General features: G+C 61.1%; 17 protein-coding genes and 1 pseudogene. 9 read left to right on the top strand and 9 right to left on the bottom strand.

The genetic code is table 11. From position 1 onward, the window contains the following. The first annotated feature begins 3 nt into the window (after nucleotides 1–3). From RYM47_RS09335 to RYM47_RS09295, 9 genes are all read left to right on the top strand, one after another. Nucleotides 4–1,401 carry a glycosyltransferase family 4 protein gene (locus tag RYM47_RS09335; protein WP_315387417.1) on the top strand — a complete coding sequence of 466 codons (1,398 nt, stop codon included), beginning with the start codon at nucleotides 4–6 and terminating at the stop codon, nucleotides 1,399–1,401. Between the two features lie 3 nt (nucleotides 1,402–1,404). Next, nucleotides 1,405–2,196, top strand: a complete 792-nt coding sequence (locus tag RYM47_RS09330; protein ID WP_315387415.1) for an ABC transporter permease — start codon at nucleotides 1,405–1,407, stop codon at nucleotides 2,194–2,196. Beyond that, nucleotides 2,193–3,479: an ABC transporter ATP-binding protein gene (locus RYM47_RS09325; protein WP_315387413.1), complete on the top strand. Its 1,287-nt coding sequence runs from the start codon at nucleotides 2,193–2,195 to the stop codon at nucleotides 3,477–3,479. Before RYM47_RS09330 ends, RYM47_RS09325 begins: the two co-directional genes overlap by 4 nt. A gap of 40 nt (nucleotides 3,480–3,519) precedes the next feature. After that, nucleotides 3,520–5,754, top strand: coding sequence for a methyltransferase domain-containing protein (locus tag RYM47_RS09320; RefSeq protein WP_315387411.1), 2,235 nt, complete (start codon nucleotides 3,520–3,522; stop codon nucleotides 5,752–5,754). A gap of 52 nt (nucleotides 5,755–5,806) precedes the next feature. Continuing rightward, the gene (locus RYM47_RS09315) at nucleotides 5,807–6,868 is read left to right on the top strand and encodes a glycosyltransferase (protein ID WP_315387651.1); all 1,062 of its coding nucleotides are present in this window, start codon (nucleotides 5,807–5,809) and stop codon (nucleotides 6,866–6,868) included. Between the two features lie 146 nt (nucleotides 6,869–7,014). Then, nucleotides 7,015–8,640: a glycosyltransferase gene (locus RYM47_RS09310; protein ID WP_315387409.1), complete on the top strand. Its 1,626-nt coding sequence runs from the start codon at nucleotides 7,015–7,017 to the stop codon at nucleotides 8,638–8,640. A gap of 32 nt (nucleotides 8,641–8,672) precedes the next feature. Then, nucleotides 8,673–9,278 (top strand): glycosyltransferase, encoded by a 606-nt coding sequence (locus RYM47_RS09305; RefSeq protein WP_315387407.1) that lies wholly within the window; start codon nucleotides 8,673–8,675, stop codon nucleotides 9,276–9,278. Nucleotides 9,279–9,348: 70 nt separating this feature from the next. Further along, nucleotides 9,349–10,383, top strand: coding sequence for a GDP-mannose 4,6-dehydratase (gmd, locus tag RYM47_RS09300; RefSeq protein ID WP_315387406.1), 1,035 nt, complete (start codon nucleotides 9,349–9,351; stop codon nucleotides 10,381–10,383). Next, a complete protein-coding gene (locus RYM47_RS09295) occupies nucleotides 10,361–11,311 on the top strand; it encodes a GDP-mannose 4,6-dehydratase (RefSeq protein WP_315387405.1) in 951 nt (316 codons plus the stop codon). Before gmd ends, RYM47_RS09295 begins: the two co-directional genes overlap by 23 nt. 91 nt (nucleotides 11,312–11,402) lie before the next feature. On the opposite strand, the gene RYM47_RS09290 is transcribed toward RYM47_RS09295, so the two are convergent. The 9 genes and pseudogenes from RYM47_RS09290 to RYM47_RS09250 all read right to left on the bottom strand — a co-directional run. After that, nucleotides 11,403–11,987 (bottom strand): hypothetical protein, encoded by a 585-nt coding sequence (locus RYM47_RS09290; protein ID WP_315387404.1) that lies wholly within the window; start codon nucleotides 11,985–11,987, stop codon nucleotides 11,403–11,405. A gap of 27 nt (nucleotides 11,988–12,014) precedes the next feature. Next, entirely contained in the window at nucleotides 12,015–14,186 is a 2,172-nt protein-coding gene (locus tag RYM47_RS09285; RefSeq protein ID WP_315387403.1) for a hypothetical protein, read from the bottom strand. Nucleotides 14,187–14,232: 46 nt separating this feature from the next. Further along, on the bottom strand, nucleotides 14,233–14,652 hold the full coding sequence (locus RYM47_RS09280) for a GtrA family protein (RefSeq protein WP_315387402.1): 420 nt from the start codon (nucleotides 14,650–14,652) through the stop codon (nucleotides 14,233–14,235). After that, on the bottom strand, nucleotides 14,652–15,599 hold the full coding sequence (locus RYM47_RS09275) for a glycosyltransferase (protein ID WP_315387401.1): 948 nt from the start codon (nucleotides 15,597–15,599) through the stop codon (nucleotides 14,652–14,654). The genes RYM47_RS09280 and RYM47_RS09275 overlap by 1 nt, the downstream gene beginning before the upstream one ends. Continuing rightward, nucleotides 15,592–16,152 (bottom strand): NAD-dependent epimerase/dehydratase family protein, encoded by a 561-nt coding sequence (locus RYM47_RS09270; protein WP_343229864.1) that lies wholly within the window; start codon nucleotides 16,150–16,152, stop codon nucleotides 15,592–15,594. The genes RYM47_RS09275 and RYM47_RS09270 overlap by 8 nt, the downstream gene beginning before the upstream one ends. A gap of 189 nt (nucleotides 16,153–16,341) precedes the next feature. Then, nucleotides 16,342–17,745 carry a mannose-1-phosphate guanylyltransferase/mannose-6-phosphate isomerase gene (locus RYM47_RS09265; protein ID WP_315387400.1) on the bottom strand — a complete coding sequence of 468 codons (1,404 nt, stop codon included), beginning with the start codon at nucleotides 17,743–17,745 and terminating at the stop codon, nucleotides 16,342–16,344. Nucleotides 17,746–17,760: 15 nt separating this feature from the next. Further along, complete coding sequence (locus tag RYM47_RS09260; RefSeq protein WP_315387398.1) at nucleotides 17,761–19,119, bottom strand: phosphomannomutase; 1,359 nt, start codon at nucleotides 19,117–19,119, stop codon at nucleotides 17,761–17,763. A gap of 146 nt (nucleotides 19,120–19,265) precedes the next feature. Further along, nucleotides 19,266–20,204: an electron transfer flavoprotein subunit alpha/FixB family protein gene (locus RYM47_RS09255; protein ID WP_315387396.1), complete on the bottom strand. Its 939-nt coding sequence runs from the start codon at nucleotides 20,202–20,204 to the stop codon at nucleotides 19,266–19,268. After that, nucleotides 20,204–20,568, bottom strand: a pseudogene (locus tag RYM47_RS09250) (EtfB protein); the annotation flags it as partial. The gene RYM47_RS09255 and the pseudogene RYM47_RS09250, both read right to left, overlap by 1 nt.

Below are 20,568 nucleotides of genomic sequence, written 5' to 3'. Positions count from 1 at the left end.
GTGGTGAGCGTTGAGCGCTCAGACAAAGCCGCTCGCGCAGCGGCGCCTGGCGCTGCTGCGCTGAACCTCCTGACCTGGGTGCGTCGCCAGGCTTGGCTGCGACCTGTATATCGCATGGCCCCGGAATCACTGCGCGTGCGAATTGCGGACCTGTTGAAAGCACGGTCCCGGGCGCGACTGCGATTTCCCCGGACCGCGACCTGGTCGCGTCCGATCCCGGTGCTGAGTGATCGCCTCGGTAATACTGTGGTTGAAAGCTCTGGTGGTCCGGGACTGGATGTTTACGGCTTCATTCGCGGACAGTTCGGCTTGGGTGAGAGCGTCCGCCTGTACTCGCGAGCGCTGCTTTCTGCAGGCTGCGACGTTGCGCTGCATGATGTTGACCTTGGCTTGCCCCACGGATGGAGCGATCACAGTCTGGATGCTTTCATTCGCGAAGAGGCGCTCCACCAGACCAGCATCATCTTCATCAATCCAGATTGGCTGGGGCCAGCTCTCGATAAGATCGGCCGGGATCGGCTGGCGGGCAAGTACATCATCGGCTGCTGGTTCTGGGAGCTTGAGAGCATCCCTGCTTCCTGGCTGGGCGCGCTTGCCGAGGTCGATGCGATCATGGTCGCGTCCACCTTCATCGAGGGCGCTTTCCGCAGCGTGACCGACAAGCCCATCATCCGGGTGCCGATTCCATTGTCAGACGTACCCGACAGCGGGCTGCAGCGATCGGACTTCGGGCTCGACGAAGAGTGCTTCACTTTCCTGACGTCGTTCGACTTCAACTCGTCGCCCGCGAGAAAGAACCCGCTGGCGACGATCGCTGCATTCCGTGCTGCATTCCCTGTCGAGCGCAACGATGTGAGGCTGGTAATCAAGTCAAGCAACGGCCATCGGCACGACGAAGCTGTACGTAACCTCATCGCTGCGGCCCACGGTGACTCACGCATCGTCATCCGTGATGAGGTGATCGACCGGGCGCACGTGCGTGCCTTGCAGCGCTGCTGTGACGCGTATGTCTCACTGCATCGTGCCGAAGGTTTTGGCCTGGGCCTCGCCGAGTGCATGGAGCTCGGCAAGCCGGTGATAGCAACGCGATGGTCTGGAAACCTGGAATACATGGACGAAACAAACTCGTTCCTGGTCGATTACTCGCTGGTGCCGGTCCAGCAGGGCGAGTACCTGGACGCTGCGGGGGCCCTGTGGGCGGAAGCAGATATCGAAGCTGCGGCTACTGCCATGAGGGAGCTGGCCGACTCACCTGGGCTCGCGCGGCGCATTGGATTGAAGGCGCAGCAGGACGTGCGTCGCAAGTTGGCACCGGCGAGTGCTGCAGACGCCCTGGTTCGCCAACTTGCGGGCCTCAATGGCGCCCCAGACGCACCTGACAGTCGCCCGGAGGGGCAGTAAACCATGGATATTCTAAAGGCGGTATGGGCATACAGGGGCTTCATCCTGTCGGCCATCCGCAACGACTTCAAGACACGCTTCGCGCAGAGCAAGTTGGGCGTGCTGTGGATGATTATCCATCCATTGATGCAGGTGCTCATCTTCGCCACGATCCTGTCCGAAGTCCTGTCTGCAAAGCTTCCCGGCATCGATAACAAGTACGGCTACGCGCTGTACCTCATGTCCGGCACCCTGTGCTGGACGCTGTTTGCCGAATCCGTTTCGCGTAGCGTCAACCTGTTCATCGAAAACGGCAACCTGATGAAAAAGGTGGCGTTCCCGCGCATCTGCCTGCCCTTCATTGCCGCCGGTTCGATGGCGATCAACAACATCCTGCTCCTCGTTGCGATCTTCCTGGTGTTCGCGGTGCTGGGCCATCTCCCCGGTGAGTCGGTGATCTGGTTGCCCGCCCTGATGCTGCTCACGCTGGGGTTGTCGATGTCGCTGGGACTGCTGTTGGGGGTGTTCAACGTGTTCATGCGCGATATCGGGCAGATCGTGCCAGTAGTCCTGCAGGCCATGTTCTGGTTGACCCCGATCGTCTACAACGTGGAGATCCTGCCGGCTGACGTGCGTGATGTGTTCAAGCTCAATCCCTTGTTCCCCCTGGTAACGGCCTACCACGACGTGCTGCTCTATGAGAGGGCGCCCGACTGGATCTCCCTGCTGCCGCTGATGATCGCCACCGTGGTATTGGCCATCATGTCGCTGGTGGTGTTCCGCCGTGCCAGTCAGGAAATGGTGGACGCCCTATGAGCAGCGCAATGCGGATCGAGAACGTTGGCAAGTCGTACCGCGTGTGGGGCAGTGAGTGGCTCCGCGTGGCCAGCTGGTTTGGCCTGCCGGTGCGGCCCAAGGAAGAGCACTGGGTGCTGCGTGACGTGTCGTTCACCATCGCGCCCGGCGAATCGGTAGGTATCGTGGGCCGCAATGGTGCCGGCAAGAGCACCCTGCTCAAGATGATCACTGGGACAACCCAGCCCACCGAGGGGCGCATCACCCGCGGCGGTCGCATCGCGGCCATTCTCGAACTGGGCATGGGCTTCAATGTTGAACTGACCGGCCGCCAGAACGCCTATCATTCTGCGGGCCTGCTTGGTTACTCGCAGCATGAGATCGAGTCGGTCATGCCGGCGATCGAGGCGTTCGCCGAAGTCGGCGAATACTTCGACGAGCCCGTGCGGACTTACTCGAGTGGCATGCAGGTCCGGGTTGCCTTTGCGGTCGCCACCGCCTTCCGGCCTGACGTCCTCATCGTCGACGAAGCACTGTCGGTGGGCGATGCCTATTTTCAGGCCAAGTGCTACAAGCGCGTGCAGGAATTCACCGCACTCGGGACCACCTTGATCCTGGTCAGTCATGCGATCGGGGACATCGTCAAGCACTGCGACCGGGTCATTTTCATCAAGGACGGCGGGGTCTTCGCCGACGGCTCGGCTCAGGAGATTTCCAACCTGTACCTGGACGAGCTGTTTGGCAAAAAGTCCGCCTCGCTGCAGGAGACTCCCGATGCGGCGTCCGTTGGAATGGAGGCCGGCAGCGCAGACGTTTTCCATACGCGCCCGTATTACAATGCCGGCGAGCACCGCTGGGGGCAGGGTGGGGCGCGGATCGTCGATTACCTGGTCGCAAGCGAGGGGTTGGACTTCCCTGCGCGCCTCGACAGCGGCGCCAGGACAGCTTTCTACGTCAAGATCGCCTTCGATCAGGATTTCGACAGCGTTGTGCCTGGGTTCCTCGTCAAAACGCTTGAGGGGCTGTTCCTGTATGGCACCAATTCCTTCCTCGCCAGCGAGGGGCGGGCGGGCATTGCCGTGAAGGCGGGCGAGGTGATTGTCTGCAAGTTCACCATGCCTCTCGATCTCAACGAAGCCAATTACCTGGTTTCATTGGGCGTTTCCAGTGGCGATCCACTGGCTGAATTGACGCCGCTGGACAGGCGTTACGATTCCATTATGTTGGATGTCGCCAGAGGCATGCAATTTTGGGGGATGATGGACCTTAAGGCCGATTTTGAGATTGTAGGAGCATCGCCATGATGCGCCTGGAATCCAATTCAAACTCAAAGAGCAAAGTGTCATGAGCGAGTCGTGGAGCGTGGGCGCATTGGTTGCTGCCCTGCCGGAGAAGTACCAGCCAATCTTCGCCCACCCGGAGTTGTCCGATGGCAGCTCACGGGACTGCCAGGACAGATTCGCGCTCATTCGCGAATGCGCGCGCCGCCTCCAGGATGAAGTAGGGCGCCCATTGCGGGTGCTCGATCTTGGTTGCGCGCAAGGGTTCTTCTCCCTCAGCCTGGCTGCTGATGGGCACTCTGTGCATGGGGTGGATTTCCTCGACCTGAACGTGCACGTTTGCGAAGCGCTCGCCCAGGAACACCCTGCTTTCAGTGCCACCTTTGAGCACGGTACGGTCGAGGAGGTAATTGAACGGCTCCAGCCAGGCGAGTTCGACCTGGTCCTGGGCCTCAGCGTCTTCCATCACCTTGTGCACGCGCGTGGCATCGTGGCGGTCGCCGAGCTGTGCCGGAAGCTCTCGGAATCCATCGGTGCAGGGATATTCGAGCTGGCGCTACGCGAGGAGCCGCTGCACTGGGCGCCATCCTTGCCGCAGGACCCTGCCGAGCTGCTGGCCAGCTTTGCCTTCACCCGCTTGTTGTCGCGACAGGCGACTCATTTGTCGACAGTCTCGCGACCCCTCATTTATGCCAGTAGCCGCTTCTGGTATGCAGGCGACGCGGTGGGTGAGTTCACTTCGTGGTCGGGCGAGTCGCATGCCCATGGTCGCGGGACACACCAGCAGAGCCGTCGCTATTACTTTGGCGAAAAAGCATTTGTGAAGAAGATGACGCTGGGCATGGGGGGGCGCGCCGAGATCAATCTTCAAGAATTCCAGAATGAGTCGGAGTTCCTGCGCAATCCACCCGCCTCGTACCCGGCTCCGCGTCTGCTTCTTGCGTTGAATGATGCTTCGGATCTGTACCTGGTACGGGAAAGGATGGAAGGGCGGCTGCTCTCCGAGTTGATCGACGATCGCTCGACGTATGACGCTGACCAGGTGATCTCCGAACTGCTGAACCAGCTGGTGCTGCTCGAGCGGGAAGGGCTTTACCATAACGACGTCCGTTGCTGGAACGTGCTCATATCGCCGGATGGTCACGCGACCCTGATCGACTATGGTGCCATCTCCGCAAACGCGTCCGATTGCTCGTGGTTGGGCGACCTCTTGCTGTCGTTCCTCATCACTACGCGCGAGATAATCGAACGACGCATCGTGCCCTCGAACCCAGAGCGAGAGCCCGCGCTGAGTTTCGCAACCCTGCCTCCTCGCTACCGCAACGCGTTCATCGCGTTGTTCAGCCAGGAGCAGGCGCGCTGGACCTTTGCAGACCTGAGCAACTATCTCGCACGGGCGGAAGATATCGCTACGCCCGCACCTGATTGGACGGCTATCTATCAGCATCTCCAGGCTGCCCTTATCAGCTACAACACGCGCCTTTCGGCACTGTATGCGCAAACGGAGCATGATCGCGTTGAGCTTGCCGCGCGCGGAGCCGCGCTTGAGCGGCTCCGTGAGGCTGCCACGCAAGCCCAGGAAGACCTGGCCAAGCTAAAGATCGACAAGGAGTCTGCCGATAGTCATGTGATGGACCTTGAGGGAAAGAGCGCGCAGCTGGTGGAGTGGGCCAAGGATCTCGAGGTCCGGGCGATCAGGGCGGCAGAGTTGGAGGCGCTTGGTGTCGCCAACGCGGTCCGCATTGCAGAACTGTCCGCTGCGGGCGCGGCCTCTGCGACGCAGATCAAGGATCTGGAAGAGGAGCTTGAGAGGCGGCGAGAGGCTCAGGACTTGGCAGAAAAGCTTGCTGGCGATGTTGATCGGTTGACTGACGAGCGCGCCGTACTGCAGCTCAAGCTCTCGCAGCAGACCCAGCGCATCGATAAACTCGATCAGGCGAGCGTGAATGACCGCAGCACGATAAAGCAGCTCAAGGCGGAACTTTCACAGGGAGCGCAGACGATGGGTACCTCACTCGCCCGCGTTCGCGAACTGGAGTCGATTGTTGCGACGCTGGAGAGCCAGCTGGCCGACGTCTACCAGAGCCGGTCCTGGCGCTTGACTGCCCCGGTGCGATGGTTCACCGCACGCTTCATGAAGCCGGGCGGAAGGATTCGACGGCTGTTCCGCGGTTCAGGACCGCGTGAGATCGAGCCGGTTCAGGATGGAGCGCAGCCTAGTGCTGCCGATGCAGTGGTTGAAAAGAGGCTGGCAGCGCTTGACCAGCTCGGTAGCCGGATCCGAAAGTCGAAGCAATGACTTATGGAAAGACATTCGTAGTGGTAAGGACATCCTTGAAGAGGTTTTGGCCGTGAAGAGAGTGGTAGTTCTTGGTGCGCAGGTTCCATTTGTGCGGGGTGGCGCGGAACTCCTCAATGAGGAGCTGGTCCGGCAGATCAACCTATGGGGGAAGGAGCGCCAGGTCGTAGCAGAACTGGTGCAGATTCCCTACAAGTGGTACCCGGAGACCGAAATTCTGTCTTCGATGCTCGCGTGGCGTCTGCTGGACCTCAACGAGAGCAACGGTCAGAAAGTGGATCTGTGCATATGCACCAAATATCCCACTTACGCGGCAAATCATGCCAACAAGGTCCTTTGGCTGGTGCACCAGCACCGGGTGCTTTACGACCTTCAAGGCACCACCTTCGACCAGCCTACCCTCAGCACGCGCGAGCGTGCGGTGCGCGATGCGCTTCGGGCATCAGATCGGGAGCTGCTGGCGGAAATGGAGCCTCGGTTTACCATTTCGCAGACTGTGACCGATAGATTGGAGCGCTTCTCCGGCCTGTCATCTGAAGTGCTTTATCCGCCATCCAAGCTCGCACCCTTCATTCGGTCGGGCCAGTATGGGGACTACATACTTTGCATTGGTCGTCTGGAATCCATGAAGCGGCCTGATCTGCTGATCCGCGCCGCACAGCGCGTGCCGCATGCCAAAGTGGTCATTGTCGGAACCGGAGCTGGTGACTATGCTCGTTCCCTGGCACCGCTTGTCCGCGAGTTGGGTTTGGAGGACAGGGTAAAGCTGGCGGGATTCGTCGAGGACGAGGAGCTGCTTGACCTCATCGCCGATTGCAGAGCGGTCTTCTATTCTCCAGTAGACGAAGATTATGGCTTTGCGACGTTGGAGAGTTTCGCAGCGCACAAGCCGGTGATAACTGTAGATGACAGTGGCGAAGTGGGGCGCATCGTTGAGTCCACGGGTAGTGGGTGGGTGAGCACTCCGACGCCAGACGCAATCGCCGGAAGCCTGAGAGACTGCTATCGGATGGACGCAGCGGAGCTGCGCGCCCTTGCCGAAGCCGGCTACCGCCTTAGTACAACCATCACTTGGGAGCGCGTGATCAGCCAATTGGTGGAGAATAGACTGTGAGAACGGCGTTTCGCATCGCAATGGTCGGTCCCCTGCCGCCGGAGCGTTCGGGCATTGCGGAGTATTCCGCCGGGCTTGTCGACCTGCTGCGAGGGGCCGGCCTCACTGTAAGTACATATGCGTCTAGCGACGTCGAGCACCGCGGTATGAGTACGGTCGTCGGCGAGCTGGAAGCAATGGATGTTGTGGTGTACCAGGTGGGGAACCATCCTGGCTACCATGGATGGATGCTTCCGCTCATGGCTCAGGTTCCAGGTATTGTCCACCTGCATGACCTTGTCCTGCACCATATGGCGGCAGGGGTGCTCCATGGTGAGCATCGCCTCGTCGGAGGCGACTACCCGGCGATGCTGGAGAAATGGCATTCAAGTTCGGAGGTCAAGCGAGCATCGCTGGCACTGCGACGCGGCACCCCGATCTGGGACCTGGACGAAGTCCTGGATTTTCCCATGCACCAGGTGGCCACCAAGCTCGCGACGGAAGTCGTGGTTCACTCCGAGTACTCGGCGGGACGAATCGCCGAGGCATTTCCTTGGCTACCCATCACCGTGATACCCCAGCTGTACCCCGTGGCAGTGCCCTACAGGTCCCGCAAGCGACTCGAAACCATCGCGATACTTGGTGGCGGGCAGATCAATCGCCGCTTCGACTGGATCGTCCAGGCGTTGTCCGAAATCGATTCAGATCTTGACCATTGCGTCACGCTTGAGGTTGCCGGCGAAGTGGTGCCCGAAGCGCAACGTCAACTGGATACCATCGCCGCGCTTGGGCACGTCACGCTGGTGAACCACGGCCACGTCAGCGACGAAACCTTCCGGGACGTAATGGGGCGTGCAGACCTGATGATTGCACTGCGCCAACCCACCATGGGTGAGGCATCGGCGGTCGTTTCCAAGGCCTTGCAGGCTGGCCTGCCAACCATTGTGTCCAATCACGGTTGGTACGCCGAACTTCCCGATTGCGTTCGGAAGATTGCTCCGACCGACGGATGTCCTGCGGAGCTGGCTCGCATACTCAGTAGCCTTGCTAAAGATCCCGGTGCCTTTGCGCAATGGGCGGAAGAGTGTGCCGACCAGGCCCGTGCACCGTCCTTCGATCCTGTGGCTGCCAGCGAGAAGTACGCTGGACTACTGCGCAACAACAGTGTGCTATCCGGATTCCGTGACCATATCGCAGGTGCAATCGGCAGCCTGAAGGTTGATATCGATTCACCGCTGTCGAGTGAGCTGCAACGGATCGATGTGCGTGCGACCATGCGCCCCGACCGCTGGTTGAGTACTGCGGTGGCCGCACTGGGAGACCAGAAGCTGGACTCCCATGCACGTATCGTTGGTGAAACGGTGGGTCCTTATCCATACAGCGAACCGCTTCCCGAGGGAGCCTTCCGCGGGAAGGCCGCGGTCGTGTCGCATGGTGACACCGCTGTACCGCCTGCAAGCGTGTTGACTGTGCAGGTGGAACTCACCAACGAAAGTGACTTGCAGTGGTTCAGTCCCATTGGTAATGCCATCAGGCCCTTTGGTATCTACCTTGGGCACTACTGGTCCACCGCGGATATGACGCTCCCGCCGATTGAACAGCCTCGCACCTGGATCGATGAGCCGGTTGATGGGGATTCCTCTGGCGTACACGTCATGACGGTGCAGGCTCCCGCTGAACCTGGCAACTATTGCTTGGAGATCGACCTGGTTCAAGAATCGGTCTGCTGGTTCAAAGGGCGGGGGTTCATTCCGGCCCGTCTCCAAATACATGTACAGTCTGCCCAGCCTTGAAAGTCGCACTCATCCAATTCAGGTTCCCACGCATGAACAAGATTTCCAAAGTTCAACTGTCCTTTCTCGTGGTAGCGATGGCTGCCGTCCTCACGGTTTCCGGCTGCTCCGAATCGCCCAACCAAGCCAACTCTGATGCGGCGGCGCCTCCTGCGCCGACGCCGCAGGCAACTACGCCGGGAATGACCGCGGCTCTGACTCCCGAACAGGCAGGAGCGCAATATCATCTTCAGACCGAGCCTACCCTGGCTCAGGATGGTCAGGTGATCCGCGCCGTAGTCTCGATCACCAACAGTGGCAAGGTGGCGGTCAATTCGCGGGGTACGCTTCCGGTCAACCTGGGTGTGTCCGTGATCGATGCTTCCGGTGCGATGGTGACGCGTGATTTCGTGCGCGCATCGTTGCCCCTCGATGGTATTCCGGTCGGCGGGTCAGCAGATGTCGTGGCAGAAGTTCCATCCAAGGACGTCATAGGCAAGGGGCTGCGCTTCGGAATGGTACAAGAAGGGGTCGCGTGGTACAGCGATCTCAACGTGCCTGCACTTGATTACGGTGTACTGACGGCCTGTGAAGATCAGGGCAGGCAGACGATCTGTGGCAAGGACGGCAAGCCGCTGGCAACAGCTGCGGCGCAATGATTAGTTGACAAGGACCGGGGCATCCAAGCCCCGAGATCGGATCCAATTCGTAACCATAGAGAATGCTTTAATGAAGACTGCGTTGATCACCGGGATTTCCGGTCAAGATGGTGCATACCTGGCTGAACTTCTTCTTGAGAAGGGCTACCGTGTGTATGGCACGTACCGCCGCACCAGCTCCGTCAATTTCTGGCGGATCGAAGAGTTGGGAATTGCTGCGCATCCCAACCTGCACCTGATCGAGTACGACCTGACGGACCTGGGCTCGAGCATCCGCATGCTCGAGAGCACGCAGGCTACCGAGGTCTACAACTTGGCAGCCCAGAGTTTTGTTGGCGTATCCTTCGATCAGCCGACGACTACTGCGCATATCACCGGCATCGGTCCGGTGCATCTTCTCGAAGCGATTCGCGTCGTGAACAGGGACATCCGTTTCTACCAGGCCTCCACCTCCGAAATGTTCGGCAAGGTACAGGCGGTCCCGCAGATCGAAAGCACACCTTTCTATCCGCGAAGCCCCTACGGCGTAGCCAAGCTGTATGCGCACTGGATGACGGTGAACTACCGCGAGAGCTACGACATCTTCGGCTCCAGCGGCATTCTGTTCAACCACGAGAGTCCGCTGCGTGGCCGAGAGTTCGTGACCCGCAAGATCACCGACTCGGTGGCCAAGATCAAGCTTGGCATGCTCGACTGCCTGGAACTGGGCAACCTCGACGCCAAGCGCGACTGGGGCTTTGCCAAGGAGTACGTGGAAGGTATGTGGCGGATGCTGCAGGCGGATGAGCCGGACACATTTGTGCTTGCAACCAATCGCACCGAAACCGTTCGCGACTTCGTGAACATGGCGTTCAAGGGTGCTGGAATTGATGTCGAATTCCGTGGAAGCGACCAGGACGAAATTGCGGTCGATACCGTTACTGGCAAGACTGTCATGAAGATCAACTCGAAGTTCCACCGCCCGGCGGAGGTTGACCTGCTCATTGGCAATCCAGAGAAGGCTGAGCGTGTGTTGGGTTGGCGGCCGCAGACCACGCTGGAGGAGCTGTGCCAGATGATGGTCAATGCGGATCTGCGGAGGAATGAGCGTGGTGCTTCCTTCTGATCTGAACGGAAAGCGCGTACTGGTCACGGGAGCGTCCGGTTTCACCGGACGCTACGTGACGGACGAGCTCAAGCGGCAGGGCTGTGAGGTCATTGGCTTGGGTGCGGCGCACCCGGTTCCGCCATGGGCTGCTGGTCTTGCCGTTGCTGACCTTTATCAGAGCGCGGATCTGTGTGATCTGGGCAGTCTACGTCGCGTGCTGGAAGCCACTCGGCCTGACGTCATCGTTCACCTCGCGGCGCTGGCGTTCGTTGCGCACGGTCGGGCCGAGGATTTTTACCAGGTCAACCTTGTCGGTACGCGAAACCTGCTTCAAGCGATCGACGACGCGGGCCTCGTACCCAGCCGCTTGCTTGTCGCCAGTAGTGCGAATGTTTACGGTAATTCTTCCGAAGGCCGTCTGGACGAGTCTGTCGCGCCCGCGCCCGCCAACGATTACGCGATCAGTAAACTGGGAATGGAGCACGTGGTCCGGCTTTGGCAGGATCGTCTTCCGATCACGCTGGCCAGGCCCTTCAACTATACAGGGCGCGGCCAGGCTGATAATTTCCTCATTCCCAAGATCGTCTCTCACTTCCGCAGCCGGGCGTCGAACATCGAGCTTGGTAACCTGGACGTAGCCAGGGATTTCGGTGATGTTCGGGCAGTGGCAGCCGCGTATCGCGGTCTACTAGGGTCGGAGGCAGCGGTGGGCCGCACGGTGAACGTGTGTTCCGGCATCGCTTTCTCTTTGAGTGAAGTAATTGAACTCTGTAGCGAGCTCACCGGACACACTCTCACGGTATCGGTGAATCCCGCATTCGTCCGCGCTAATGAAGTGAAAACTCTGTCAGGTGACAACTCACTACTGAAGCAGTTGGTCAACGACTGGTCCTGCCCACCGCTGCGTTCAACGCTCGAGTGGATGCTTGCAGCGCCGTCATCCTGAGGCAAAACTCACGAGGCCTCGAGCGCAGTTCGCTGGAGACGTCAGGTAAGTGGGCGGCGGGTCAATGCCGCCCACTCGCCCTCGACCCAGGTCATAGCGCCGGAAGCGGAGTGCCGTCGCTGCCGCAGAGTCCAGAATCGCCGCCGCAGCGCTGGAACGGGCCAACCACTGCGGTGTCCTGATCGTAGGTGAACCCAAACCAGGCAACTCCTTCCTGGAGCGCGTCGAACTCAACCTTGTGTCCGATTACGAAGGCTGCCGGCAGAGTGACTTCTACCAGGCCCGTCTGCGTGGGAGGGATGTCTTCAGAGAACGCGGCGCGTGTTTCTTCGCCGCGCTTGTCGGGCAGGCCATTGTCGCTGGCCAGCTTCTGCACGACACCCATCGTTACAGGGTTGCGCCCTGTGACAGGAAGAGTAACTGGACCATTATTGGTAAGTGCAACGGTGACGCGCAGTTGATCCGTCGCGGCATCGTAGCTGGGACCTTTGGCTACCTTTACTTCAATGTTTACCAACTCAGCCTTCAGGGGGGCGTTGACTGGGTCTTGGCCAGCCGAGGCTGGCTGCGCCCCGGCAGCAGCGTCTTCATTCTTCCCTGAAGAACACGCGGACAGTGCAATTGCTCCGGCAACAAACCAGGCCATTCGGGTTAGTGATGCTGTGCGTGGTTTCATGATGACTCCAGGAGAGTGACAAGCAGGTTATGGTTTTGGCGAGAACTTTATCCAATCAACCGCCATACCAATTCCGAAGAAATGCCCGTCTACGGGGATATGCATCACCGCCTCGTTCGAGCCATGGATCATCAGCCCGGCCGGGATTGACGCGCGGAAGTCCTTGTCGCTGGTCCAGGTGAGTGGAATTCTGTCTGAGCCATTGATGGAGATGGTCAGCGTATTCCGATCAGTGCCTGGAGCAATGCTGACGATGCGGCCTTCGACTTCGTATGGCGTGTTTCGCGGAGCAAGCTCGAATCTAAGGGAGGCGTCTGGCAGGTTGGACCAGGCGAATGAGCGCTTCATGAACCTGCCGCTGGTCTGCCATTCACCATCGCGCCAGCCTACCCCATGCACGGGTACGTCCAGATTCCACCAACGTGCAACGTCCCATCTGAAGCTGTCAGATGTTGCGCTGCTCTTGAACTGGTTGAACCCCAGCGCCCAAGCACGATCCGCGATGATCCCTCGATAGCGTCGTGACAAGGGGTCGTCACCATGCAGATACGCGACGTCGTGCGCCGGTGATGTCTCTGCCGGGATCCGGACGATCGCGGTGTCTTCGTCCTTGCTCTCGATACGAAGCTTGGGTTCGCGCGCTTCTTCTCCCGGAGCGCTCGCTGCCGGGCCATCTACGAATGCCCAGCCGCCGGGAATCTTCACGCAGCGCCCAGGCCGGCCGAAGCGATCAATCTTCTGCCACGCGTTGCTCGGGGAAGTGCACGTTTGTACCGAATTGACGGGCGTTCCGTATATATAGGTCAGCGCATGGAACATATTGTCGCGCAACAGCCAGAAGCTGCTGATCCGTTGGCTGCCGTCGAGAATGACGACGTTGCTTGTCGGCGCGATGGACGGAAGCGTCTCGACGATTTCACCAAGAACCTTGCGCTCGCCGTCAGAGATCTGCTGGTAATGATGAAACTGGAACATCTGCGTACTCAGGCCGAGTGCAATCAAGCCCGTTCCGGTGGCGATGATCCAGCGGCTGCTCCTGCCATGGAACACCAGCCAAAGCAACGCGACGGTAGTAAGCGCGGCTCCGAAAGTAGAGAACAGGAAAATGCGCTGCGAGATCGCCAAGTGCGCGGGCGATGACAGGAACGGTAGATAGCCGAGTCCCGTCATGACCAAGCCGACCAGGATGACGCGAAGCGCAAACCCGCGGGAAGGCGATTCCGGTTGTGCCTCGCCCGCTACGCGCGAAGCCCGGGAGGACGCCGCAAGAACAAGTGCGATGACCACGGCGCAGGCGAACAGATAAAGATAGGTCCGGTACTCCTCGATCAGGATCATGATCGCATCGGACCAGCCAGCGAAGATGGACCTCCCCATGCCGATGTACAGGAATGTCGCAACGCGTTCCTTCAGTGCATCGAAATTGGTTGCCTGGCCGCCGAGGACATTGCTTTGATAGGTGGCGCCGTGCCTGAGGACGGTGTAGATGTAAATCAGGCATGCCATCACGGCCACCGCCCATGCCAGCGTCACCGGGAGTTGCGCGAACGTGACCCGAATCGTCCGGCGCAGTCCTTCCCGCGCCCACAACAGCAGGTAAGGGAACGGGACGAAGATGAGTGCCACCTCATAAATCTGGATCGAGATGGCAAGGGAAAGCGAAGACAGTATCGCGAGTGCCAGTGCTCCGCGTTGCCCGGATTCCCGGCGATCATAGGCATATACCAGCCCCGCGACACCGGCCATTCCCAATGCGACAGCCCAGTTGATGTGGAAGGAGCGGAACGACAGCTGCATCGTGTCTGCCGGGAACACGATCACCAGCAGCCCCAGGATTACAGCGCTGAGTCGCGAACGCAGAAGCCAGTACCCCATGAATGCGCCTGCTACTCCCTTTCCGATCAGCGCACCGATCTGCAGGAGATGCATGCCGATGAACGAGTCCGGTGTCAGCAGATAAGCGACGGCATTGGGGGCCGCAGTCAAGGGACGCAGTCGATGGCTGGCCAAGGGGCTGTCCTCGCCCGCAAAGAAAAACACGCCGTGCCGCGTGAACTGGCTGAGGATGTCCCATTCCTCGATATGACCGACCATGCCGAAGCCAAAGGGGAGCCAGAGCAGGCAAACAACGATGGTTGACGCAGCGGCAAACAGCCCTGCGGCCCTCATCGTGTCACGTCTGTCAGCGGAAGATATCATCGGTAAATCCTTGTTCCCCGGCGGCAATTGCCGGGAGTGGTTGACTTCAGCGCGAGGGTCGGGTGGTTTCGCTGTCCGGACCGGGACGGAACACCCAGAAGTTCATTACGACGAAAACTACGACAGGGACGACGAGTGCCGAGAACACGATTCCCCAGCGGTAGTCCTGATGAAAGAAATCGGTGATGAGCTTCATGCCAACGGTGGACAGCGTCAGGTTAAAGGCGTGCAATGCGACGAATCGGAGGCCTTCCCGACTGATATGCCCTTGGGACACGAACGTAAAATTTCGATGGGCGAAAAAGTTGGGCGGCACCAGCACGAGGTAGCACAGCACCGTGGCCCACGTGGGATTCATCTTGAGTTGACTGACCGACAGCCAGGTAAGCAGGCTGAAGGCAAGCGTACTCAGTCCCCCCACGACGCAGAAGCGAAGGAACTTGATTGCCAGAGTTCGATCCAGCACTACGGTTCATCCCCTCTGAGTGGCGCAGCGTTCAGTACCGTGCCACGCACGTACTGGGGCCGATTGCTTACATTCAACAGCACCCTGCCAACGTATTCGCCCACCACGCCCAGGGCGAGCAGCTGAATACCTCCCATGATGAGCACCGCAACAATCAGCGATGTCCAGCCTACGGCGGTCTGTGGCCAGATAATCTTCTGAACGACGAGTATTGCTGCCGCCACGAAGCCAAGTCCCGATGCCGCGACGCCCATCAACGAGGCTACGCGCAGCGGTTTGATGGAGAAGCTTGTTGCCATCTGCATCCAAAGCGAAATCGACTTGGACAGGCTATAGCCGGACCTGCCGTCGTCGCGATCATGGTGCTCGGCTTGAAGCGTGGCGATGTTCGATGTGCTCTGGACGATCAGCCCGTCGAGATAGACGAACGGACCCTCGTATCGCAGCATCTCATCGCGGATGTCTCGGATGAAGCCGCGGAACGGCGAAAGGTACAGCCCCTTCGGCTTGCGCAACAGCCAGGACGCGACTTGATCATTGAACCGGCTGCCCATTCGTTTCCACAGGGCGTGACGGCGACGCTGGAACTGCACGTAGCAGACGTCTGCTCCTTGATCGAGAACTTCCACAATGCGGGCGATGTCATCGGGCGAGTGCTGCAGGTCGTCATCCATCGTGATGATGTAGCGACCGGCGCAAACTCCCAGCCCCGCCATGATGGCATTGTGCTGCCCCGCATTCTTCCGCAGGCGCACACCCTTCAGCCAAGGACGGGTCGCGCAGAGTTCCGAGATAACCTTCCACGAGTCATCGGGACTGCAATCGTAGACGAGCACCACCTCGTAGCTGCGCCCCAACTGATTCAAGGCTTGTTCCAGCCGCTCGGCAAGGCGGGGAAGAATGGGCGCGCTTCCATAGACCGGTATTACGACCGACAGATCAATCATGGTCGGCTCCATAGTATTTATGCAGCAGGCGCCGGGTGTAACCGGGCGAGATGTCAATTCCCACCCGGGATGCATAGTTGCTGAAAGTAGTTGGGTCCGGCGTCGCGCCACCGCCACGGTCCACCAACGTGTAGGTGGCGCGCTGGCCCAGCGTTTCTTCGACCAACACCAGCAGTTGCTGCAGGGTCACGGCCTCAGGTGGCGCCAAGTCGAGGGTCCGATCCAGCTCAAGTCCGTTGTCGAGCAGGCGCAGGGTGATGGCCGCAATGTGGTCGACATCGATCAGGCACCGGACGGCATGAGACCAGATGCTCAGCGGCTGCGCAGCACGGATGTGCGCGACCAGATGATTGACCAGGGTGTGCGGATTATCCGTATTTCCCACCACTTGTGGCAGACGCAGGATGAGGTGGTTACCGCGCGCCTGGATCAACGCTTCCATCCTCCGCTTGTGCACCGCATACGGCGTCGTTGCCCGGTCCTCGTCGGTCACACTGCAGGTGCTGAAGTACACGAAGCGTCCGGTGCAACGTTGCAACGCTTCGGCCAGCATGTCCGCCTCCCGTTGGAACTGGACGGGATCGGACTCCTGGGAGTTGGAAACCCCCGAAGCGAACACGGTCGCGCCCAACGCGGCTATTTGCCCGGCATCGAAGGAACGGGCCAGCAACCCGCGCCCAAAGATCGCAACCTGGGCGGAGGGGGGGGACGCTTGCGCGGAATGTGGTGCTGGCGCGGTCACTCAGCTGCGCCCGTATTGGTCTTCGAAACGCACGATGTCATCCTCGCCCAGGTAGCTGCCCGATTGCACCTCAATCAGCTCCAGCGGCAGCTTGCCCGGATTCTTGAGCCTGTGGGTCACGCCCAGGGGAATATAGGTGCTCTGGTTCTCGGTCAGCAGGATCACTTCCTCGCCACGGGTCACCTCGGCGGTACCGCTGACCACGATCCAGTGCTCGGCGCGGTGGTGGTGCATCTGCAGGCTCAGCGTCGCGCCCGGCTTGACCGTAATGCGCTTGACCTGGAAGCGGGCGCCGTTGTCGATTGAGTCGTAGGCACCCCACGGACGGTACACCTTGCGGTGGGCGGCGGCTTCGCTGCGGCCATCACGCTTGATCTGGCCGACGATCTCCTTGACGTCCTGGACGCGGTCCTTGTGGCCAACGAACACGGCATCGTCGGTCTCCACCACCACCACGTCCTGCAGGCCCACCATCGCAATCAGGCGGTTGCCATAGGCGTAGCTGTTGCGGCAGTCGAGGGCGATGACATCGCCGTGGCAGGCGTTGCCGTCGGCGTCCTTGTCCGAGACTTCCCACAGGGCAGACCACGAGCCCACGTCGTTCCAGCCCGCATCGAGCGGGACCACAGCCGCATCGGCGGTCTTTTCCATCACCGCATAGTCGATGGAATCGTTCGGGCTGGCGGCGAACGCCTCGGCGTCCAGGCGGATGAAGTCGCTGTCGCGCGACGCCTTGTCCAGCGCGGTGCGGCAGGCCGCCAGGATCGCCGGCTGCAACGCTTCCAGTTCCTGCAGGTATCGCGAGGCCTTGAACAGGAACATACCGCTGTTCCAGAAGTACTCGCCGGAGGCGACATATTGCTCGGCGGTCGCCAGGTCGGGCTTCTCCACGAAGCGGTCGACCGCGCGCACGCCCACACCTGCTTGTGCCTTGATGTACCCGTAGCCGGTTTCCGGCGCGGTCGGCACGATACCGAAGGTGACCAGCTTGCCGGCTTCGGCGGCGATCGCGGCCTGCTGCACGGCGGCATGGAACGCCGCTTCATTGCGCACTACGTGGTCGGACGGCAGCACCAGCAGCAGCGCATCGTCACCGGCAGCCAGCGCCTGCAGCGCCGCGATGGCGATGGCCGGCGCGGTGTTGCGGCCAATGGGTTCCAGGATCAGGGCCTGCGGCGAGACGTTGCACTCGCGCAGCTGCTCGGCCGCCATGAAGCGGTGTTCCTGGTTGGCCACTACGATCGGCGGCGCGCCGGCGATGGCGGCGACGCGGTTCCAGGTCGCCTGCAGCATCGTGACATCGCCCACCAGTGGCAGGAACTGCTTGGGATAGGCCTCACGCGACAGCGGCCAGAGGCGGGTACCGGAACCACCGGAAAGAATGACGGGAAGAATGGGCAACATGAAGTTCGTCCTGAATCAGTGTTGGGGAGCCTGCCCGCCGATCAGGGCGGTCAGCTCTTCGGTACGGGCGCGAAGCAGTTCGGCGTCGCCACGCGTTTCGACGTTCAGCCGGAGCAGCGGTTCGGTGTTGGAGCTGCGCAGGTTGAACCGCCAGGTGGCGAATTCAACGCTGACACCGTCGGTATGGTCGAGTTCCGGCGACTGGTCCGCGTAGTGGGCCATGACGCGGGCAACCGTGGCCTTCGCGTCGTCGACGCGGAAGTTGATCTCGCCGCTGCATGGGAAGGCCTGCATGCGGTCGGCCACCAGGTCGCCCAGCGAGGTGCCGGTCTGCGAAACCAGCTCGGCGATCAGCAGCCACGGAATCATGCCGGAATCGCAGTAGGCGAAGTCGCGGAAATAGTGGTGTGCGCTCATCTCGCCGCCATAAATCGCGTCTTCGGCGCGCATGCGCTCCTTGATGAACGCATGGCCGGTCTTGCTCATGATCGGCACGCCACCGGCCTGTTCCACCATTTCCACGGTGTTCCAGGTCAGGCGCGGGTCGTGGATGATCTTGCCACCCGGCTGGTGCTTGAGAAGTGCCACGGCAAGCAGGCCGACGAGGTAATAGCCTTCGATGAACTCGCCTTGGCTGTCGAAGAAGAAGCAGCGGTCGAAATCGCCGTCCCAGGCGATGCCGAAGTCGGCGCCGTGCATGCGCACCGCATCGGCGGTGGCGGCGCGATTCTCCGGTAGCAGCGGGTTGGGAATGCCGTTCGGGAACGAGCCATCGGGTTCATGTTGGATACGGATGAACTCGAACGGCAGGTGTGGCGCCAGCTCGTCGATCACCAGCCCGGCGCCACCGTTGCCGGCATTGACCACGATCTTCAGGGGCTTGAGCTGGGAAACGTCGACGTACCCCAGCAGATGCTGGATGTAGGCAGTCTTATCGGTATCGCTGCGCACCGTGCCGGTGCCTGAGGGCAGCGCGTCGTCGCCAGCGGCGAAATCGCGCACGTCGAACAGGCCGGTATCGCCGCTGATCGGCCGCGCATGTTCGCGGACCAGTTTCATGCCGTTGTATCCCATCGGATTATGGCTGGCGGTCACCATCACGCCGCCGGCGGCCTGCCGGTGGAAGGTCTGGAAGTAGACTTCCTCGGTGCCGCACAGACCGATATCGATCACATCGCGGCCCGAGGCGGTGAAGCCCTTCTCCAGCGCTGCCTGCAGTTCGGGGCTGCTCAGGCGGATGTCGCGTCCCAGGACGACCGGGCCGGCTCCCAGCAGGGACGCGGTGCCGACGCCAATGCGCTCGGCCAGGGCAACGTCCAGTTCTTCCGGGACGCGGCCGCGAATGTCGTATGCCTTGAAGCAGGGGAGCGTCATCAATGCAGTCCTTACAGGGTTGACCGCCGATTATAGCGACACCATTCTGATGAACGTGTCGCTTTTTTCGAGCGGAGGGCCTTCCTGGGCCCTGCAAAAAATGGGCCGCGCAACGGCGTGGCGCGGCCCGATGGTTCAGGAACGGCTCAAAGGGCCGCTTCCAGCTCCGGCAGCAGGGTGAACAGGTCTCCCACCAGCCCGATATCGGCAATCTCGAAGATCGGCGAGTCCGGGTCCTTGTTGATCGCCACGATGGTGCCGGCGTCCTTGATCCCGGTCAGGTGCTGGATGGCACCGCTGATCCCCACCGCCACGTACAGCTCCGGGGCGATGATCTTGCCGGTCTGGCCGACCTGCAGGTCGCTGGGCACGTAGCCGGCATCCACCGCTGCGCGCGAGGCGCCCACGGCCGCACCCAGCTTGTCGGCCAGCTGGAAGATCACCTTGAAGTTCTCCTCCGAACCGACGCCACGGCCACCGGAAACCACGCGTTTGGCGCTCTGCAGGTCCGGGCGGTCGGTGGCGCCGGCGGCCAGGCCGATGAAGCGGGTGTGGGTCGGCAGGGCGGCGTCCACGCTGGCCGCTTCAACCGGGGCGTTGCCGCCCTGGGCCGCTTCCGGCCAGGAGGCGGCGCGCACCGTGGCGACCACGATCTGGTCGGCCGGCACGTCCACGGTGATGATGGCGTTGCCCGCGTAGATCGGGCGCTTGAAGCTGTGGCTGCCTTCCACGCTCATCAGGTCGGAGACCTGGTTCACGCCGAGCAGGGCGGCCACGCACGGCATCAGGTCCTTGCCGAAGGTGGTCGACGGGCCGAACACATGGGTGTAGCCCTTGGCGAGCTGTGCGATCTGCGGCGCCAGCACCTGGGCCAGGGCCTGGGCATTGGCGGCGTTGGCCACGGTCAGCACCTTGGCCACGCCGGCCAGCTGGGCGGCCTGGGCCGCGGCCGCGGCCGGGTCGGCGGCCAGCACCAGCACGTCGATGCTGGCGCCGCTGATGGCGGCGGCCGCGCTCACGGTCTTGGCGGTGGCGGCGTTGAGCTTGCCGTCATGGTGTTCGGCAACTACGAGGATCTTGGTCATTACAGCAACCCCTTCTGCTTGAGTGCGGCAACCAGTTCGGCTGCGTCCTTGACCATCACACCCTTGCTGCGCTTGGACGGCGCGGCATAGTGGGTGGTGTTGAAGGTGTCGGCGGCTTCCACGCCCAGGTCGGCCAGCTGCAGGCTTTCGAGCGGCTTGGCCTTGGCCTTCATGATGTCCGGCAGCTTGATGAAGCGCGGTTCGTTCAGGCGCAGGTCGGTGGTGACCACGGCCGGCAGATCGACTTCCAGCGTTTCCAGGCCGGCGTCGACCTCGCGGGTCACGGTGGCTTTGCCGTCGGCAATCTCAAGCTTGCTGGCGAAGGTCGCCTGCGGGCGGCCCCACAGCGTGGCCAGCATCTGGC

Origin of the sequence: uncultured Stenotrophomonas sp., from assembly GCF_963519125.1 — a bacterium.
In the GTDB taxonomy this organism is placed as follows: Bacteria; Pseudomonadota; Gammaproteobacteria; order Xanthomonadales; family Xanthomonadaceae; genus Stenotrophomonas.
Note: the sequence above shows the minus strand (reverse complement) of the source record. Positions and strands in the feature narration are given on the sequence as shown.

What these genes read in the sequence shown, in the direction of transcription:
- RYM47_RS09330 (WP_315387415.1), top strand. Translation starts at nt 1,405, where the DNA reads ATGGATATTCTAAAGGCGGTATGGGCATACAGGGGCTTCATCCTGTCG.
- RYM47_RS09325 (WP_315387413.1), top strand. Translation starts at nt 2,193, where the DNA reads ATGAGCAGCGCAATGCGGATCGAGAACGTTGGCAAGTCGTACCGCGTG.
- RYM47_RS09320 (WP_315387411.1), top strand. Translation starts at nt 3,520, where the DNA reads ATGAGCGAGTCGTGGAGCGTGGGCGCATTGGTTGCTGCCCTGCCGGAG.
- RYM47_RS09310 (WP_315387409.1), top strand. Translation starts at nt 7,015, where the DNA reads ATGAGTACGGTCGTCGGCGAGCTGGAAGCAATGGATGTTGTGGTGTAC.
- RYM47_RS09305 (WP_315387407.1), top strand. Translation starts at nt 8,673, where the DNA reads ATGAACAAGATTTCCAAAGTTCAACTGTCCTTTCTCGTGGTAGCGATG.
- gmd (WP_315387406.1), top strand. Translation starts at nt 9,349, where the DNA reads ATGAAGACTGCGTTGATCACCGGGATTTCCGGTCAAGATGGTGCATAC.
- RYM47_RS09295 (WP_315387405.1), top strand. Translation starts at nt 10,361, where the DNA reads ATGAGCGTGGTGCTTCCTTCTGATCTGAACGGAAAGCGCGTACTGGTC.
- RYM47_RS09290 (WP_315387404.1), bottom strand. Translation starts at nt 11,987, where the DNA reads ATGAAACCACGCACAGCATCACTAACCCGAATGGCCTGGTTTGTTGCC.
- RYM47_RS09285 (WP_315387403.1), bottom strand. Translation starts at nt 14,186, where the DNA reads ATGATATCTTCCGCTGACAGACGTGACACGATGAGGGCCGCAGGGCTG.
- RYM47_RS09275 (WP_315387401.1), bottom strand. Translation starts at nt 15,599, where the DNA reads ATGATTGATCTGTCGGTCGTAATACCGGTCTATGGAAGCGCGCCCATT.
- RYM47_RS09270 (WP_343229864.1), bottom strand. Translation starts at nt 16,152, where the DNA reads ATGCTGGCCGAAGCGTTGCAACGTTGCACCGGACGCTTCGTGTACTTC.
- RYM47_RS09265 (WP_315387400.1), bottom strand. Translation starts at nt 17,745, where the DNA reads ATGTTGCCCATTCTTCCCGTCATTCTTTCCGGTGGTTCCGGTACCCGC.
- RYM47_RS09260 (WP_315387398.1), bottom strand. Translation starts at nt 19,119, where the DNA reads ATGACGCTCCCCTGCTTCAAGGCATACGACATTCGCGGCCGCGTCCCG.
- RYM47_RS09255 (WP_315387396.1), bottom strand. Translation starts at nt 20,204, where the DNA reads ATGACCAAGATCCTCGTAGTTGCCGAACACCATGACGGCAAGCTCAAC.